Genomic DNA, 15,011 nt, shown 5'->3' on the forward strand with positions numbered 1-15,011 from the left:
TTTTCTTCAGATAAGCTTGACTTGTGTCCCGATCGGCGTCCGCTCGTACACTTCCTCGATTTGCTCGTTGAAAAGACCAATGCATCCGTTCGACGATTTTCGCCCGATTTTGCGTGTGTCCTGGGTTCCGTGGATCCGGTAGTATTGCCACGAAAGGTAGAGCGCCCGTGTCCCGAGAGGGTTTATCGGATCGCCGCCTTTGACGTATGCGGGCCATTCAGGATTGCGCTCACGCATGGATGGGGTTGGAGCCCAGCCCGGATTTTTTCGCTTTTCGACAACTTCGGTGTAGCCGCGCTTTGTCAGCTCGTCCGTCAGTGGCACCGACGTGGGGTAGACTCGCATCTCCCCGTCCGTTGTCCAATGCTGGAGAACCTTGGTGGTTGTGTCGGACACGATTACTCCCTTGCCCAAGCCGTCGAAATGATCCCGCCAGTCGTGCAATGCGAACGACGATATGTTGCGGCGCACAGGTTCAGATTCCTGCGCCCGCACTATCGAGGGAGCGGCAAGGAATGCTGACGCTCCAAAGAACAAAGTTCGTCTGGTGATCTGGATTGATCTGAACCTGCCCATGTCTTGCCTCCAATTAGTAGGATCATCCGCTTAGGTCTTCGGATTTTTTCTACTAGAAGACTGCTCGACATCAACCTGACAAGGCAGTGATTTTTGTATCCATATGTAACCTTGACCTTACCATATGTGAGGCCTGCAAATGGGGGTGCGATCAAATGTTGCGAGGAATCGATGACTAAAAAATCCAGCCCAACCGGGTCAGGCCACTCAAAGATTATGCACTACGGCATGATGGTGTGCTGTGCCGTTATGCTATTGCCGATTGCAGGCTATTTTGTTGCTGGAGGAACGATTGGCGGGCTTTGGGGCAAATCAGCGGTCTTTCTGCCGCTTGTGCTTTGTGTCGGGGCGCATTTCGTGATGCATAAGATGATGGGGAAATCCTGTCATGGGGCTTCAGAGGACGAAGGAACGACAAAGGCGATTCCATTACTCACGGACCAACGAATGGAAAAATCCCAACGCCAAGGGGTGTGAATTGGCCGGTCGTTGTCGCGTTGTTTGTGTAAGCTTGCTAGGGCTCGCAGTTACTGGCTGTTCTTCAACTGTTGATCAATGCGTCAAACCGGATGGCCCGGCGGTGTCTTCGAAAGGCACCGCTTCTGCGATTCCAGAAGGGTGTAGAATTGAAGGATCTCCTTCCGGCTCCGTGCAAGCCATTTCCTGCGCAAACGGGCGCCAGGGCTATGTAATTATTAAATAAATAACCATTCGAGAGGGTCTATGGAATGGCAAGCAGGCGTGGAGTTGTCTTTGGCATTGCGGCATTCGCAGCGGGTGTTATGTCCATTCGATACGCGCGATCATTTCTGGAACCTCTCCCCGAGTTTCAGGATTTGACCGATCCAGTTGGATTTCGAGAAATCTCTGGAGGTCCGTCATCAACCGGTTTTGATCCTTTTGTTGGTTTGGCTGATCCGAACGAGCGAACTAGGCTGCGCACTCCTAGTGATGTTCGGCAGAACCTCTGCAAGGCTCTTTTCGGGGAAACGGACGAAAACTTCGGTTTCGTTCCCTTGGCATCTTTCTCGGACTATTATTGTCCATATTGCCGGGTTCAGACAAAACGCTTGGCTGGTTTGGCGGAACAGCTGGGCGCTGGTGTTAAAGTTGTCTGGCACGAACTGCCTTTGCTTGGCGATACATCAATGCTCGCCGCAAAAGCTGCTTTGGCGGCGAAAAGGCAGGGTGCATACGTCCAATTCCACGAACGTCTTCTTTCCAGCCCATTTCAGGCAACACCTGAGTACTTACAATTGCTCGCAGAGTCTCTTGACCTCGATCACGCACGCCTGGTTTCGGACATGGAAAGCAAGGATGTGTTGCAAGAGCTTGATACCAGCTCGATCTTATCTGAGATTTTCGGGTTTATCGGAACGCCCGCATTGGTGGTTGGCCGTACTGTCATTCAGGGCCAGATTTCCGATCGCAACCTACTGAAAATTATCGACCTGGAGCGCTCAGAAGGATGGGCACAGGTATGCTGATGGCGCGCAGCAAGTGCCAAGTCATTCTTTTGGTTTTGACTTCAATTGTGTTTTCTGTGCTTCAAAATCACGCGGCACAGGCTGAGGTATCCGCCAAATTCAACTCTCCTGCTGTAACGGCGGCGCTCATTTCGGTCCAGAACGGTGTGGCCCCTGATGCGAACACAATATCTGCGGGGCTGGACCTAGACCTCGGTGAAGGCTGGAAGGCCTACTGGCGATCGCCAGGAGAGGTTGGTCTTCCTCCGGAAATCGACTGGAGCAGATCGCAGAACGTCGCGAATGTCAAAATGCTTTGGCCGGCACCAACCCGGTTCACGGCATTCGGGATCGAGAACTTCGGCTACAGCGATGAGGTCGTTTTCCCTCTGGAGGTTCAACTGGAGCAGCCAGGCAAACCCGTCTCCCTTTTTGCCAGGGTTTCTCTGCTGATCTGCTCGAATGTCTGTGTCCCGCAGAATTTCGAACTGTCGCTGACCCTTCCCTCGGGAATCGGAATTGATAATAAAAGCGCCAGCCGGCTGAGCGAATTTATTGCGCGGGTGCCGCTCGAAGAGAAGGATGCACAGCTGGAATCCGCCATTGCGCATGTTGATGACGGTTTTTCGGAATTGACGATTTCGGTAAAGGCCGCTGCGCCATTTCAGGCGCCTGACGTGTTCCCTGAACTCGGAACCGGCACCGCTCTTGGCAAACCTGACATTCGGCTGGGCGATCGCGGAACCCTGCTTTGGGCGCGCTTCACGGTGTTGTCATATGACGAGGAGCGCTCCAGGCCTCCGATCGTCACCGTTACTGATGGTGCCGGTCGCGCCTTCACCGTGACCCCCGACCGGGTCGAGACGCAGCCCGCGCCGCCTTTCCGCCTCAATGTGCTTGGTCCCGGCATTGACCAACTCGCCTGGATCGCGCTGGTTGCGTTTCTTGGCGGGATGATCCTAAACGCCATGCCTTGCGTGCTTCCGGTCCTGTCGATCAAGCTTTCTTCCGCCCTCAAACAGCAGGGCCGTGACAAACAGGTAGTACGTGGCGGATTTCTTGCGGCCGCTGCAGGCGTCATGGTGTTCATGTGGGGGCTTGCCGCCGTGCTTTTCCTGCTGCAACGCTTCGGAGTCATGGTCGGTTGGGGGCTTCAGTTTCAAAACCCCGTGTTCCTGGCCCTGATGTTCACCGTCCTGGCTGTGTTTTCGGCAAACCTTTTCGGGTTGTTCGAAATCGCTTTGCCATCCGGCCTGCAGACGCGGCTCTCCAATACTGGCCGCAGGCATGGCTATACCTCCGACTTTTTCACAGGCTTGTTCGGCGCGGTTATGGCGACGCCGTGTTCAGCGCCATTTCTTGGTACCGCTATCGCCTTCGCGCTCGCTGGTCGTGGAACCGATCTGCTGATCGTTTTCACCTTTCTCGGTCTCGGGCTCGCCACACCTTACCTGGTTGTCGCCGCATCCCCGCGCCTAGTGACCTTCCTGCCAAAGCCCGGCCGTTGGATGGTCGGATTGAAGCTTGTGTTGGGCCTGCTTCTGGTTGTCACCGCACTCTGGCTGTTTTGGGTTCTCACAGGCGTCGCCGGTACCCGGGCGGCGATTGCGGTTGCCGCCCTGTCAGCAGCCTTGATCCTGGTCCAGTCCCGCGGCGGCCTGTCACCCCGGCTGCGCTGGCCGGGAATCGCGGTGTTATCGATCCTGCCGCTCGTCGCATCCACCATGCTGGCGCAACCTGCCGCCAACCACGTAAGCGCAACAACTCAGGAATGGACGGCATTCGACCGCGCCGAAATTGCCCGCCTGGTCTCTCGTGGCGAGGTGGTGTTTGTCGATGTCACCGCCGACTGGTGTTTGACCTGCAAAGCGAACAAGGCACTTGTTCTCGATCGCGAACCCGTCCTCCAGGCTCTGCGAAGTGATGATGTCACACAAATGCAAGCAGACTGGACACGGCCAAACGAGGCCATCTCGCGCTACTTGGAAGGTTTCAACCGCTTCGGCATTCCGTTTAACGCGGTCTACGGCCCGGGTGCCCCGAACGGGATCGTGTTGTCGGAGATTCTCTCGGCGGCTACCGTTCTCCAAGCTTTGGAAGATGCCCGTCTCGCAACGCCGGTTGCCGCGGCACAGAACTAAGCCGATGCACACACGATTTGTCCTCCTTGTCAGAGGAAGGCACGCTGACGAATACCACGCTTTGAATTCACTTCGCCGTGAAGCTTGAGCAAAGTCATGGTTCAAAGCGCCACAGTTCAATATCAAGAGCAAACTCGCAACTGATTTCTAACGGCCAAGCAAGCTCGGCACATTAAACGAAGGAAAACACCATGCCACCAATCAACCCCAACCGCAGAGCCGTTTTGCAAAGCGCTGCGGCCGCGCTGATTGCATCCACCCTGCCTGCAATTGCTCAAAGCAACTCTACACTCCACGTGATCAAGGATCCCAATTGCGGATGCTGCGGTGCTTGGATCAAGATAATGCGTGTTTCGGGGTTTGATGTCACCGTTCAGAACGCGTCAAATGAGGCTCTTTATGGTTACAAACTCAGAAACGGAATTTCCGAAGACCTTGCCTCATGCCACACCGCGACGATCGAGGGGTATTTCGTTGAAGGCCACGTTCCAGCATCCGATGTGCGTCGCCTGCTTGCCGAGCGCCCCGATGCGATTGGATTGACCGTGCCCGGCATGCCTTATGGGTCGCCCGGAATGGGTCCCGAGAGCGAACGAGACGCCTACGATGTGCTTTTGATGAAAAAGGATGGCACGACCGAGGTATTCGCAAGTTACCAAGGCGAATAGGGTGTCTTGAAACCACCTGTCTACAGGGTCGGTCTTGAAGCGCTTTGGCACTCAGTTTGCAGATCTGCCCAATGCCTTGCCTTCGCCCGCAGCGGCGCGCCAGATCAGCACCAACCCCACAGCGATCATCGGAAGCGTCAATGCTTGACCCTGTGTCAGCCCTAGATCGCCAATCTGCCAGGCAAACCCGGTCGGATTGCCCGCGCTGACAAACTGCGCGTCCGGCTGGCGTACGAACTCGACAGTAAACCTCGCCAGACCATAGCCGGCAAAAAAGACACCCATCAATAATCCGGGCCTTCTGAACCCGGCCTTTCGAAACGCAAGCCAGATAATGACCGTACCGAGCAGAATGCCCTCAAGCGCCGCTTCATAGAGCTGGGATGGGTGGCGGGCGCAGAGCTGCCCGATCTGCTGCCCGCAATCCTGCGCCGCCCGTCCGGGGAATACCACGCTCCAGGGCAAATCGGTGGGGCGGCCCCAAAGCTCGGCATTGATGAAATTGGCCACCCTGCCGAGGAACAGGCCCGGCGCCGTAATCAGCGCCAGCAGATCACCGGTCGAAAGTAGCGACAATTTTTGCCGCAATGCATAGACCAGGGCCACGATGGCAACGCCGAGAAGCCCGCCGTGAAACGACATCCCGCCTTGCCAGATCTTCAAAATCGCCAGCGGATCGTTGGAAAACTGCCCGGGATTGTAGAACAGGACATATCCCATCCGGCCACCGAGGATGATGCCCAGGATCAGGTAGGTGACCAGATCTTCGAACTGGTCGGGCTGCATCACAGGCTGGTCATTACGCCACATTTGCGGCCGCGCCAACACCACCTTGGCCAACCGCCAGGCAATAAGGATCCCAACGATATAGGCCAGGGCATACCATCTGAGGGCAACCTCAAAGCCAAAGACGTCGAATGCGAACAGTTCGGGGGAGATGTCCGGAAAAGGGATCATTTTGGTATGCCTATCGTTGCGTCGGCCCGAGTTGCCCGGTCAAAGCTGTTTCGGCTGAGGTCCATCTGGACCTCGGAAGTTCTTCAAAGCTCGACTTCAGGCGACGGGATGCAGAACCACGCGGGTTTCCATGGGAACACGGTTGTACAGATCGATAACCTGATCATTCACCAAACGCGCACACCCGTTAGATACGCGGCGTGCCAGCGTCGAAGGTTCATTGGTCCCGTGAATCCGCAGATAGGTGTCGCCACGACCGGGCTGGAACAGATAAAGCGCCCGTGCGCCCAGCGGGTTGTTGAGACCACCGGGCAGCCCATTCGAAAGCCGCCCGTACCGGTTCGGTTCGCGCCTGATCATGTCGGGAGTGGGCCTCCAATAGGGCCACTCTCTTTTCGCTCCGACAAAAAACTCGCCCGCCTCATAGAGCCCAGGTCGACCAATACCCACTGTGTATCTGAGGGCTTTCTTTTTCGGCAACGTCCAGTAGAGCGCAAACTGGCCGGGATCGACATGGATTTCATTGGGCTCAAAATCCGTTTCGAGCCGGACCTCGCGGGGCATGAACGCTTCGGGCAACTGGTAGTCCGGGATAATCTCGTCATGCGCCAGCAGGGGTGTTGCCGCAGCGAATGCCGACATTGCCATCCCGCCTTTCAGTAAATCACGCCGTTTCATGGCTCTATCCTTTCAATTCCGATAACGCGCGTTCGATCCTTTGTCGTCTCGGATCGGTTTCCGGTGCGTTCTGCAACAAGGCGCTCGCTTTCTCATATGCGGATACTGCGTTATCGCGCTCGCCAAGCACGGTGTAGGCGTTTGCCAGCCTCATCCAGCCTTCCAGGTCGTCCGGCTCGTCTTCGAGACGGGATGCCAGGCGTTCAACCATGGACCGGATAAAGGCGGACCTGTCCTCTTCGGTCATGTCGCCAGCTGCCGCGACATCGTCCGCCGATGGTCCCGGGCCCGCTACCATCGGAGCAAAGCTGGCCAAGTTTACCGGGGCGCGGCCAATCTCGCTTCCAATTCGGTTCGCTTTGGCGACAAAGGTTTCCATCCAAGGCGCGAAACCCTCCGCTTCATTCAGGCGGCTGATCAACAGGTCATGTGCGTCCTTCGTTTTACCGGCCTGTTCCAATGAGACCGCCATGTAAAAGGCCGCTGCCGGATTGGCAGGGTCCAACCTGAACGCTTGGTCGATCGCCGACTGTGCCCGAGGCGTGACAATCCCAGCCTCTGCCATGACCAATGCTTCGGCAAGCCGCGACCAGGTTTCAGATGTGGCACCTTCACGACGCGTGATGACGTCAAAGGCCTGAACGGCGTCACTGTGTTTCCCCATGCGCATATAGGTCTGCCCAAGCAGCATCCACCCGTCCGATTGACCGCCATTTGGTTCGCTGGTCAGGCGTTCAAAAAGCTTCTGCGCCAAGTCAGCGATTTTTTGTTCTTCTTCGCGCTCGGCCTGAAGTGCTTCCAACGCACGGCTTGATGAAACAGGAGTGCCGTTAATCGAATAGTATCCAATAGCCAGAATTGGAACGAACAACGCGGCCAAATACATGGCGGCGTTTCCATCGCCAGCTGATTGCGGGCCTGCGTCAGAGGTTTTACGCGACAACGCCAGGATTCGCCGCTTGATCTCCATCCTGGCGGCGTCGGCTTCACCCTCGGAAATCACGCCGCGCTCATGGTCTCTTTGGACTTCGTCCAGCTGGTCCACCAATACCGCCGAGGTTCCATCCTCGGTGGCGACAACACCCTTGCCCTTTGCTAAAAGCGGCCAGGCTGCGAACAGCACCGCTATCAGGGTCATAAACCCGAAACCGGCCCAGATCATGATGGATCTCCTGATTTTTCATTGTCGATAAACTTCGCCACCTGACGCTCTTCGGCTTCTGTTAATTCAGGTAACGCGCTTTTCCGCCTGCCTCGCAGAACGATGTTCAGACCAAAGAGCAGAGCGATCAGCGTCAAGGCGATCGGTGTGCCCCACAAAGCGTAGGTCGACGGTTTGAATGGAGGCTTCAGCAGGACATAGTCGCCATAGCGTGCCTGGATGTAGGCCATCACCTGATTGTTGCTGTCTCCCTCCAGCAACCGTTCCCGGACCAGTAGCCTCAGATCTCTCGCGACGCCCGCGTTGGAACTGTCGATGTCCTGGTTTTGACAGACAACGCAGCGCAGATCCTTCGAGATAACGCGCGCCCGTTCCTCAAGCACCGGGTCAGCAAGCATTTCGTCGGGTTCCACCGCTTGCGCTGACAGCGGCAGAAGGAGCATGAAGACAAGCGGAACGACAAACCGATGCATTAGCTGTTCCTTTCCTCAAGCGCGCCAGCCTGAGTGAGCGCTTCACGGAACTTTGCAATGGCCTCATCGCCCACGACCGGTCCGACATAGCGGAAAAGAACCGTGCCATCCGTTCCGATGATGAAACTTTCCGGAACACCGGAAATCCCCCACTCGATCCCGATCCTACCGTTCAGGTCCGATCCGATCCGCTCGTACGGGTTTCCAAGATTGGCAAGCCAGCGCACCGCATCCTTGGGCTTATCCTTGTAATTGATCCCGAACAGCCGGATGCCATCGCGTTCGACCAGGTTGGTCAACACTGTATGCTCGGCGCGGCACGGAACGCACCATGAGGCAAACACGTTGAGCACGATCGGGCGATCATGCCCGGTCAAATCGGCGCGCGACAATCCCGGTGTTTGCAGACCCTCAACCGCTGCAAGCTCGAACTCCGGCGCAGGCTGTTCAATAAGAACCGAAGGGATCTCGCTTGGATCACGGTTTGGATTCAGACCCCAGAGGAAGAACCCTCCAAAGATCACAGCGATCACAAGGGGCGCAAAGGCAAGAATACGTTTCATCTTCTACTCCGCCGGAACCGAGGTGGTCGCGTCAATGGTTCTGCGCCGAGGCGCGCCAACCCGTAGCCTCCTGTCCGAAAGGGACAGCCCCCCTCCAAGAACCAGCATGAACGATCCGATCCAGATGAAGTTCACCAGGGGCTCATAAAGAATGCGAAGCGTCCAGGCGCCGCTTTCTTCGGCATCTTCCGAAGCAGGCGCTGCAATCGAAGCGTATAGATCGCCTGCCAGGGTCGAGCGGATCGCGGATTCCGTCGTCGAGCTTTGTGCCACCGGAAATGTTCGGCGTTCGGGATAGAGCATCGTCACGATCTCACCGTCGCGACGCACGACCAACGTGCCTCGGTCTGCAAAGTAATTCGGGCCGCTAAGGCGCTGAACACCTTCAAACGTAACGTCAAAACCGGCAATGAAGATGTTCGAACCTGGCCCGACAAACACGACCTGTTCAGATTTCCAGGCGCTCGATCCAACAAAACCGAATATTGCGACTGCAAGACCCGCATGCGCCATAGTCATACCATGGGTTGCCCTTGGCAGGTTTCGCGCGCGTCGCAGTGCCTCTTTGAAGGAGACATCGAACAGTCGAATTCTAAGCGCCCATTCCCGTAAGGTCGCAAGGAACAGCCAGATCGCCAGAAGGATCGAAAGATAGGCAAGAACCGGGCCGCCCATAGTCATATACCAAATGGCAAGGACTCCCAGCACCGACAGAATGGCGACGAAGCGAAGCCGCTGAAAGACTCCAGCAAGGTCGGCGCGCTTCCATGACAAATACGGACCAAGCCCCATCACAAAGACAAGAGGCAGCATCATCGGAATGAAAGAGGCGTTGAAAAACGGTGGTCCAACCGAAATCTTGTCACCGGTCACAGCCTCCAGAAAGAGCGGGTACAGCGTTCCGAACAGAACCGTTCCAGTGGCCGCCGCCAGAATGAGGTTGTTTACCAGTAGCCCCGCCTCCCGGCTGACTGGCTTGAAGAGTCCACCTGCTTCCATCATCGGTGCACGCCACGCAAATAGCGCCAGTGAACCGCCGATTGACAGCGCCAGAAGCATCAAAATGTAGAGCCCGCGTTCGGGATCGACCGCGAAGGCATGGACCGACGTCAAAAGCCCTGACCGCACGACAAAGGTACCCAGCAGCGATAGCGAAAACGTCAGGATCGCCAGAAGGATCGTCCAGCTTTTGAATGCGTCGCGTTTCTCGGTCACGATGGCCGAATGCAGCAGCGCCGTGCCAAGCAGCCATGGCATGAAGCTGACGTTCTCAACCGGATCCCAGAACCACCATCCCCCCCAGCCTAGCTCGTAATATGCCCACCATGACCCAAGTGCGATACCCGCGGTCAGGCTCATCCACGCCGCCAGTGTCCACGGTCGGACCCACCGCGCCCAGGCCGTATCGATCCTCCCCTCCAGCAAGGCCGCAACGGCAAATGAAAAGACAATCGAGAACCCGACATAGCCCAGGTATAATAGCGGTGGGTGCATCGCCAACCCGACATCCTGAAGCAGCGGGTTCAGATCATTGCCGTCGATTGGCGGTGGAAACAGGCGTTCGAAGGGGTTTGAGGTCAACAGCATGAAGGACAGGAATCCGACGCTGATCCAGGCCTGCACCGACAAGGTTCGGGCCTTGAGAGGCTCGGGGATGTTTGAACCGAAAAAGGAAACCGCAGCGCCGAATGCCGTCAGAATGAGAACCCAAAGAAGGAGCGACCCCTCATGGCTGCCCCAGGTCGCCGCAACCTTGTAAAGCATCGGCTTCAGGGAGTGTGAGTTTTCGGCGACATTCAAAACCGTAAAATCGCTGACAGTAAACGCGCGCATCAATGCCGCGAATGCCAAGCCAACGAACAACAGTTGAGCCACTGACAAAGCCCGCGCCGAGCGCATCCACATTAGGTTGCCACGTGCCGCACCGAGGATGGGAAGCACGCTTTGGACGAGCGCAAGTGCCAATGCGAGTGCCAAAGCGAAGTGGCCGAATTCGGGTGTCATGGTGTCTTCCAGTTCGTATGTGTTCGGTTGCGGGTTCGAAGCTCAAATAGGGTGTGGAGTCGGGATTCAGCTTTCCAGGGTGCTTTTGCGCTTCTGGAATTCCTCCTCGTCGATTTCACCTTTGGCGAAGCGGTCCCTCAAAATGTCCAGCGCGTCCGGCTGTTTGGGAGCGCTGTTCCCATTGGTGAACCGGCGGACTGCAACCACAATCAGAAAGATAACCAGTCCCCAGAAAACCAGCATCATCAAACCGCCAAACATTCCATACCCTCCACCCCACATCATGTGACCATAGTCCCACGGCCCGTCACTTCGCTGATCTGCGAGCGCGATGGATGGCAAGAGAGCTGTCGTAGATGTGGACAACATATTGAAAAATCGCATTTCTTCATTCCTCTTCTCCTTGAATGGCATCGCCAGCGAGAGGAATTGCGATACTGGCTCGCACTCCGCCTTCTTCCAGGTTTGCCAGTGAAATATCACCACCGTGCGCGCGGATGATCGTGCGCGCGATGGCAAGTCCGAGACCATGCCCCCCGGTTTCGAGAGACCGCGATTCTTCAAGCCGATAGAACGGATCGAAAACGCGCTCCAGTTCGGTTGCCGGGATGCCCGGCCCCGAGTCATCGACGAAAATCAGAAGATCACTCTTTCGGACCGTGTAGCTAACGCGAGCACTCTTCCCATAACGAACCGCATTCTCGATGACATTGCGAAGAGCGCGCCGAAAAGCACTCGGACGAACACGCGTATGCATGCTTGCACCTGTTTCGAGCTCGAATTGCTCGACCATATCGATGCGAAGCGTCGATAGAAACTCGCCGATGTCCACCTCGACTGCTTCTTCAGATCCGGTCAGCCCGCGTGCAAATGTAAGCGTTGCGTCGACCATGGTCTGCATTTCTTCGATCGAGGTCACAAGACTGTCGCGCGTTTCCGCTTCTTCCACCATTTCAGCTCGAACGCGCAGCGCCGTCAGCGGCGAACGCAAATCATGCCCCAGGGCGGCAAGCAGCCTTGTCCGATCGGCGACAAAGCGCGTGAGGCGGTCCTGCATTCGATTAAATGCTGTCGTGAGATCGCGCACCTCTTTGGGTCCCGACATCGGCAAATCAGCCACGTCTTCACCCCTGCCAAGGGCATCAGCGGCCTTCACCAGTCGTTGCAGCGGACCTGTTAGGCGTGACAGCAAAAACCAAAAGACGACAATCAAGAGCAGCGCCGCAGTAAGCGCGAATGTCAGTGTTGAAAACAGTGGCCATTGAAGCGGCGGTCGTTCGAACCTCGTGCCCACATTCAGCCACTGCCCGCCTGAAATGGCGATAGAAAGGTTCATCTCGACCGCCGACAATTCTCCTTGCATCATGGCCATATGCATTTCTGCCATTTCTTCCGACAAATGTGGCAACGGCAGTATTTGTCCTTCGATTTGATGCAACTCGACACGGATATCGCGGCTGTAGGTATCACCAAGTAAAGCCCTGACACGGGCTTCGACCAATCCGCCGTCGGAGTGACCAGTATGCGTCACGATCGGCTCGTCCGACATGTCGAAGCGAACTAAGGGGGAGTTGGCTGCACGCAAAATCGAGGCATGTAAATCCGGCGGCGCTTCGTCGATTAGCCGCGCGACGTTTGCAGCTCTTCCGGCTGCCTCGAATCCGAAGGCAGCCCGGATCGCCAAGCTTCGCTCATCGACAAAGAGCCAAAGACTAACGATCTGCGCCGCGGTCAACGCTGCCACGACCAACAAGACCAACTGGACGCGCAATGTGTTGAATGGCCACTGCATCATTCGAGAACCTCGGCATCCGCCGCAAGGCAATACCCGCCATTTCTAACCGTTGTGATGATCTTTGGGCGGAGAATGTCAGGTTCGATTTTTCGGCGCAGCCGGCTAATCTGGTTGTCGATCGTTCGATCAAGCGGCCCGGCCATTCGACCCGCAGTCAAGTCCAGCAATTGTTCGCGGCTGAGCACCATGCGCGCCCGTTCAAGAAGAACCGTCAGCAATTTGAAGTCCGAAGTGGTCAGAGGTGTTTCTACTCCGGCCTCATCAATTAGGACGTGCCTGTCGGTATCAAGCGTCAGATGTGCGAAGTGCACTTTTTTGCCCGCGAAGTCGCCCGCATGCATTTCCGGTCGCTCGGATCGTCGAAGCACTGCCTTGATGCGAGCGAGCAATTCGCGGGGGTTGAATGGCTTGCTCACGTAGTCATCAGCTCCGATCTCAAGCCCGACGATCCGGTCCGTCTCCTCACCAAGAGCTGTTAGCAAGATGATCGGCAAACTGCGATCTGCAGAAAGCCGTTGGCAAGCCGAGAGACCACTTTCTCCCGGCATCATGACGTCAAGCACAATGAGATCGAAATGTCCCAAGGCGAGTTTGGCGTCCATGTCATGCGCGTCTTTTGCAGCAGTCGCGCGCATGCCGTTCTTTTCGAGAAAGCGCGATACGCTCTCTCGAATTTCTTTGTGGTCATCGACCACCAGGATATGCGGTGCCTCGGACATGTTTTTCCTTTTAATCAGTGTGGTTTCGAAGGGTCAGGGCCTATTTTGTCACCAATTGTATCAACTCACGGGTCTTGCGACAGGCCATTACAAAACGCTCCGTGCAGGCCATTCAAAATTCGATTTCTCATACCGAACTGAAAGACATCGAAACCAAACACGTGAGGAACCAATGAAAAAGATCTCCGTTCTTGCAGTTACTATCGTTCTTTCGACAGCATCAGCCGGTATTGCGTTCGCCGACACTGGACACGGCCATGGTGCCAACGCACCGAATGCCGGGCCGAGTGCCGGGATGAAAGGCGGCGGGCAGAACATGATGAATGGCGGCGGGCATAACATGATGCAAATGATGATGCGCATGCACGCTGGCATGATGGGCGGCACCGGCATGGGGCAGATGGGCATGATGGGCAACGGCGGCATATCGGGCATGATGGGTCCGATGATGGCCAAGTTCGATGCAGACGGTGATGGCAAGGTCACATCGGAAGAAGCGCACGGGCAACTTCAAGCGATGCATTCGAGTTTTGATGCGAACGGCGACAGCACTCTCTCGATCGATGAGTTCGAGATGCTGCACAGTTCCATGATCCGCGAAGCCATGGTTGACCGATTTCAGCATCTCGATGCGGATGGCGACGGCAAGGTGACCGCTGGTGAGATGACTGCGCCTGCTGACAAAATGGAGCGCATGACCATGATGCGCGGGGACATGAAGCCGGGCGCGATGATGGGTGGCACCGACATGAGCAAAGACGAAAACTGATCCGCGGCAACGCGGTTTCCCCCGCCCTGGTTGAACGTTGCGTCCTCTCGTTTGACCAGGGCGATTTCCAATCTGGAGTATCGGAATGAGCTATACATATGATCGGCTATTGGCAGGAGTTCACATTGATGACGCGGATATGCGCGTTCGCGAAGCACTGAAAGAGAAGGGATTTGGCGTCCTGACCGAGATCGATGTGAAGGAGACGATGAAAAATAAGATCGGCGTAGATATGGATGGGTATCGCATTCTCGGCGCATGCAACCCGAACATGGCGCATCAGGCTCTGGGTATCGAGGCTCGGATCGGGGCCATGCTGCCTTGTAATGTGATCCTGCGAAGCCTCGAAGGCGGAACGGAAATCAGCGCGGTCGATCCGGTCGCGTCAATGTCTGCCGTGGACAACCGGGACCTGCACGCAGTTGCCGGGGAGGTACGCGAAATGCTGATTGAGGCGGTAGAAAAGGCTTGATCGTTGTTAGGAGGACAATTCGCAATGAGATTTGATCGCCGAACATTCCTTGCGATGTCGGCCGCTATCTCCGCTCCGACATTCGCGACACCCGCGCTGGCTCAAAGCCGCAAAGTCTGGTCAGCCAAGCAAGCGCACGCGGCTTTACTGAAGGATCAGGTCAGGCTCTTGGATATCCGATCCCGCGAAGAGTGGCGGGAAACCGGAGTCGCCCAGGGGGCCTGGTTGGTCAGCATGCACGAAAAGCGGTTCCCTGAACGGTTGTTCGCAACGCGGCAATTGGCAGAAGGCCGAACCGTTGCCCTGATCTGCGCAACAGGCGGACGGTCTGGCGCCGTAATGAATGCCCTGCGGCAAGCCGGTCATGCGGGATTTGTCGACGTATCGGAAGGAATGCTCGGAAACCGTCTCGGCCCGGGTTGGATAGCCGCAGGTCTTCCGGTTGTGTCGATGAACGAAGCCTTGGCCGTTTTGCCCGCCGCACTCCTTTGAAAAAAGCGATAAGGCGGCGAAGTACAAAGTTAAGAGGATAAAATCAAAAACCAGGGAAACAGGTTTAACAAGCAAA

General features: G+C 56.3%; 17 protein-coding genes. 7 read left to right on the forward strand and 10 right to left on the reverse strand.

Annotated features, from left to right (window positions below):
* Window positions 1-6 precede the first annotated feature (6 nt).
* Window positions 7-576, reverse strand: a complete 570-nt coding sequence (locus tag Q0864_RS15035; protein ID WP_298571301.1) for a L,D-transpeptidase — start codon at window positions 574-576, stop codon at window positions 7-9.
* Window positions 577-747: 171 nt separating this feature from the next.
* Here Q0864_RS15035 and Q0864_RS15040 point away from each other — a divergent pair, with 171 nt between their 5' ends.
* From Q0864_RS15040 to Q0864_RS15055, 4 genes are all read left to right on the forward strand, one after another.
* Window positions 748-1,053, forward strand: coding sequence for a DUF2933 domain-containing protein (locus tag Q0864_RS15040; protein ID WP_298571303.1), 306 nt, complete (start codon window positions 748-750; stop codon window positions 1,051-1,053).
* A gap of 251 nt (window positions 1,054-1,304) precedes the next feature.
* On the forward strand, window positions 1,305-2,063 hold the full coding sequence (locus tag Q0864_RS15045) for a DsbA family protein (RefSeq protein ID WP_298571305.1): 759 nt from the start codon (window positions 1,305-1,307) through the stop codon (window positions 2,061-2,063).
* Window positions 2,057-4,183 (forward strand): protein-disulfide reductase DsbD domain-containing protein, encoded by a 2,127-nt coding sequence (locus Q0864_RS15050; RefSeq protein ID WP_298571307.1) that lies wholly within the window; start codon window positions 2,057-2,059, stop codon window positions 4,181-4,183. The genes Q0864_RS15045 and Q0864_RS15050 overlap by 7 nt, the downstream gene beginning before the upstream one ends.
* 191 nt (window positions 4,184-4,374) lie before the next feature.
* Window positions 4,375-4,851: a DUF411 domain-containing protein gene (locus tag Q0864_RS15055; protein ID WP_058243003.1), complete on the forward strand. Its 477-nt coding sequence runs from the start codon at window positions 4,375-4,377 to the stop codon at window positions 4,849-4,851.
* Window positions 4,852-4,902: 51 nt separating this feature from the next.
* Here Q0864_RS15055 and lgt read toward each other — a convergent pair whose 3' ends face one another.
* The 9 genes from lgt to Q0864_RS15100 all read right to left on the reverse strand — a co-directional run bounded on the left by lgt (window position 4,903) and on the right by Q0864_RS15100 (window position 13,202).
* Window positions 4,903-5,808: a prolipoprotein diacylglyceryl transferase gene (gene lgt, locus Q0864_RS15060; RefSeq protein ID WP_298571309.1), complete on the reverse strand. Its 906-nt coding sequence runs from the start codon at window positions 5,806-5,808 to the stop codon at window positions 4,903-4,905.
* A 96-nt stretch (window positions 5,809-5,904) separates the two neighbouring features.
* The gene (locus tag Q0864_RS15065) at window positions 5,905-6,486 is read right to left on the reverse strand and encodes a L,D-transpeptidase (protein ID WP_298571311.1); all 582 of its coding nucleotides are present in this window, start codon (window positions 6,484-6,486) and stop codon (window positions 5,905-5,907) included.
* Between the two features lie 4 nt (window positions 6,487-6,490).
* Window positions 6,491-7,648: a c-type cytochrome biogenesis protein CcmI gene (gene ccmI / locus Q0864_RS15070; protein WP_298571313.1), complete on the reverse strand. Its 1,158-nt coding sequence runs from the start codon at window positions 7,646-7,648 to the stop codon at window positions 6,491-6,493.
* Window positions 7,645-8,121 carry a cytochrome c-type biogenesis protein gene (locus Q0864_RS15075; protein WP_298571315.1) on the reverse strand — a complete coding sequence of 159 codons (477 nt, stop codon included), beginning with the start codon at window positions 8,119-8,121 and terminating at the stop codon, window positions 7,645-7,647. The genes ccmI and Q0864_RS15075 overlap by 4 nt, the downstream gene beginning before the upstream one ends.
* Window positions 8,121-8,684, reverse strand: a complete 564-nt coding sequence (locus Q0864_RS15080) for a DsbE family thiol:disulfide interchange protein (protein ID WP_298571316.1) — start codon at window positions 8,682-8,684, stop codon at window positions 8,121-8,123. The genes Q0864_RS15075 and Q0864_RS15080 overlap by 1 nt, the downstream gene beginning before the upstream one ends.
* A 3-nt stretch (window positions 8,685-8,687) precedes the next feature.
* A complete protein-coding gene (locus Q0864_RS15085) occupies window positions 8,688-10,688 on the reverse strand; it encodes a heme lyase CcmF/NrfE family subunit (RefSeq protein ID WP_298571317.1) in 2,001 nt (666 codons plus the stop codon).
* A 66-nt stretch (window positions 10,689-10,754) separates the two neighbouring features.
* Window positions 10,755-10,949, reverse strand: a complete 195-nt coding sequence (locus Q0864_RS15090) for an SHOCT domain-containing protein (RefSeq protein WP_058243010.1) — start codon at window positions 10,947-10,949, stop codon at window positions 10,755-10,757.
* A gap of 127 nt (window positions 10,950-11,076) precedes the next feature.
* The gene (locus tag Q0864_RS15095; RefSeq protein ID WP_298571512.1) at window positions 11,077-12,480 is read right to left on the reverse strand and encodes an ATP-binding protein; all 1,404 of its coding nucleotides are present in this window, start codon (window positions 12,478-12,480) and stop codon (window positions 11,077-11,079) included.
* Window positions 12,480-13,202, reverse strand: a complete 723-nt coding sequence (locus Q0864_RS15100; protein ID WP_298571319.1) for a response regulator — start codon at window positions 13,200-13,202, stop codon at window positions 12,480-12,482. Before Q0864_RS15100 ends, Q0864_RS15095 begins: the two co-directional genes overlap by 1 nt.
* On the opposite strand from Q0864_RS15100, the gene Q0864_RS15105 reads away from it, so the two are divergent.
* From Q0864_RS15105 to Q0864_RS15115, 3 genes are all read left to right on the forward strand, one after another.
* Window positions 13,201-13,971, forward strand: a complete 771-nt coding sequence (locus tag Q0864_RS15105) for a calcium-binding protein (RefSeq protein WP_298571321.1) — start codon at window positions 13,201-13,203, stop codon at window positions 13,969-13,971. The two genes, Q0864_RS15100 and Q0864_RS15105, sit on opposite strands and share 2 nt — an antisense overlap.
* Before the next feature lie 85 nt (window positions 13,972-14,056).
* A complete protein-coding gene (locus Q0864_RS15110; protein WP_298571322.1) occupies window positions 14,057-14,443 on the forward strand; it encodes a DUF302 domain-containing protein in 387 nt (128 codons plus the stop codon).
* Between the two features lie 24 nt (window positions 14,444-14,467).
* On the forward strand, window positions 14,468-14,935 hold the full coding sequence (locus tag Q0864_RS15115) for a rhodanese-like domain-containing protein (RefSeq protein WP_298571324.1): 468 nt from the start codon (window positions 14,468-14,470) through the stop codon (window positions 14,933-14,935).
* Window positions 14,936-15,011 lie beyond the last annotated feature (76 nt).

The organism is uncultured Aliiroseovarius sp., from assembly GCF_947497285.1.
Taxonomy (GTDB): Bacteria; Pseudomonadota; Alphaproteobacteria; order Rhodobacterales; family Rhodobacteraceae; genus Aliiroseovarius.